Annotated in this window: 2 protein-coding genes; both read left to right on the forward strand. The window is 39.3% G+C overall.

The window, feature by feature from the left end; translation table 11 throughout:
• Positions 1-229: 229 nt before the first annotated feature.
• Entirely contained in the window at positions 230-958 is a 729-nt protein-coding gene (locus IV84_RS10285) for a dihydrofolate reductase family protein (RefSeq protein WP_046871474.1), read from the forward strand.
• Between the two features lie 93 nt (positions 959-1,051).
• A complete protein-coding gene (locus tag IV84_RS10290; RefSeq protein WP_046871473.1) occupies positions 1,052-2,410 on the forward strand; it encodes an MFS transporter in 1,359 nt (452 codons plus the stop codon).
• Positions 2,411-2,558: the final 148 nt, after the last annotated feature.

The raw sequence follows: 2,558 nt of genomic DNA on the forward strand, positions 1-2,558 counted from the left end.
TTTCATTTACACATAAAATTTGACACTCTCAGCAGAGTGAAGCAGGATAGAAATTCTCAATATATGGGAATTTTTATTCTGCTTTTTTAGATTGCCTAAAAGGCATAGTGTACTTTAATTTAAGCATTAGACGTATAGACTTATTGATCGTAGCATAGTACTTGTAATGATTAATAGTGATTCAAAAATTAAACAAATGAATTTTTTAAAGAAAAGGGAGAAATTAAAAATGGATAGACCTTATATTTTTTGTCATATGGCAACAGCATTAGATGGGAAAATCAGTGGACCGTATCATGGTGCAGCGGGACCTGAGGCTGGCCAATTATTTTATCATTTAGCTTTTGAGAAAGACGGTTTTTATCAAAACCAAGGATGGCTTTCTGGCCGGACAACGACCGATGATAATTTTACTTTTTACAAGAAACCGATTCTGGATGAGTCGGCACCGAAAGTTCCAGCCGGAGATTTTGTGATTCCAACTGAATTTTCAAAATATTATATTTCTATTGATCCTCATGGACGTTTGGCTTGGCAATCAAATGAGCTAATTTATCAAGACACGCATGCGCAGGTCCTTGAAGTTTTGACGGATCAAGCTAGTAATGCGTATAAAGCGTTTCTACGAAAGAAACAAATTCCGTACATTATTGCAGGAGATCAAAAGTTAGATGCAAAACTTGCCTTGAAAAAACTAAAAAATTTGTTTCATCTGGAAACGGTCATGTTAGGTGGCGGTGCAGTCTTGAATTGGTCTTTTATTCAGCAAGGCTTGTGTGATGAAGTCAGTTTAGTTGTGACCCCAGCAGCAGACGGAACTCCTACAACTCCTGCATTATTCGAAGCTCGTGAAGGTTTGTCTGATACAACCCCAGTAACTTTTACGTTAAAAGGAGTGCAGACAAAGAGCAATGTGGTTTGGTTACGCTATTTGGTTAATCATAAGCAAGATAATTAAAAAAATAAAACTTTTTTCAAAAAAAGCTTGCCTTGCAGTTACTGCAACCCTCTATACTTCGTAATTGTAATCAAATAAAGGAGATCAGCAAACATGCAAACTAAATTTACAAAGTATGAATTTTCAATTTTATCAATTGTCTTGGTTAGTTATTTTATGACCGTTTTAGATGTTTCCGTTGTGATCACGGCGCTCCCAAAAATTCAGGACGATTTACATTTATCAACGGCAAACTTAACTTGGGTACAAAACGCCTATACAATTATTTTTGGTGGGTTGTTATTACTTGGTGGTCGGCTTGGCGATATTGTCGGTCGTAAACAAATTTTTAATATCGGTTTGATTGTCTTTGGGTTAGGCTCACTTTTAGTTGGAATGGCCAATAGCTCAATGTGGATGATCATCGCTCGTGGGTTTCAAGGTGCGGGAGCTGCCGCATTGGCACCATCCACATTAGCTTTATTAATGGATAGCATTCCGGCAGGTACGAAACGGATTCGAGCGGTGGCTGATTATGGAGCAGTTGCTGGAATTGGAGCTAGCGTTGGTTTAGTGATTGGTGGATTGTTTGCCAGTTTGTTAAGTTGGCGTTATGCCTTTTTCGTCAACGTTCCGATTGCAATTGTAATGTTTATCTGGGCGACTAAAGCAGTTCATGCAACTAAACCACAGAAAGGGTCATTTGATGGAATTGGTTCCATTCTTTCATTGCTTGGAATGGTAAGTTTAGTCTACGGAATCTTATTAGTTTCAACTAGTGCGACTGCTTGGGTTTGGATTCTTGCAGCAGTTATCCTATTAGGTTTGTTCGTCGTTCGCGAAGTCAAAGTGGCTCAACCAATTATGCCATTACGGGTCTTTAAAAATAAAGAACGAACGGGGGCCTATTTATCACGAATGTTATATTTAGGTGCCATGATGGCATTTTGGTTCTTCATCACACAATTTCTGCAAGAAGTTTATGGCTTTTCGCCATTGATGGCAGGGCTGGGATTTTTCCCAATGACCGTTGCTAATTTTATAAGTGCTTTACAAGTATCTAAACTCACAGCAAAGTTTGGAAACGGAATGACTTTAGTTGGCGGACTTGTCTTCACAATTGCCGGAATGTTATGGCTGAGTTTTGCAGGAAGTGGGAGTAATTATGTGGTTGCTGTTGCTTTACCCATGATCTTAATTGGGATTGGCCAGGGAGCTGCCTTGAGTCCCTTAACAACTGCTGGAATTGCCGACATTGTGCCACGAGACGCCGGAGCTGCATCCGGAGTTGTTAACGTTGCGCATCAAATTGGTGGTTCAATTGGTTTAGCTATTTTAGTAGTTCTCAGTACAACAATTGGGGGAACTGCATTGGTCGCACGGACAGCTTTGGCCTTGCGAGGTGGCGTCGTATTTCTCATTATTGCTTTAATTTTAACTTTAGTTTTGATTGTACCGAAGAAAGCAAAATAAAATAACAGATCTAAAGGTTGAAAGTACAAAAATAACTTTAATTACTGTTATTGAGCAGTTTAGTCCACCGAAATTAGATTAATTACCGTTCTACGGCTTCCCTGGCCTGGAACGGGGTGGGCACGATTTGAAGCCAAGCAGATCACTT

The sequence above is a fragment of the Pediococcus damnosus genome (genome assembly GCF_001437255.1).
GTDB classification, from domain to species: Bacteria; Bacillota; Bacilli; order Lactobacillales; family Lactobacillaceae; genus Pediococcus; species Pediococcus damnosus.

Coding starts and splice junctions, on each gene's coding strand:
- IV84_RS10285 (WP_046871474.1), top strand. CDS start 230: ATGGATAGACCTTATATTTTTTGTCATATGGCAACAGCATTAGATGGG.
- IV84_RS10290 (WP_046871473.1), top strand. CDS start 1,052: ATGCAAACTAAATTTACAAAGTATGAATTTTCAATTTTATCAATTGTC.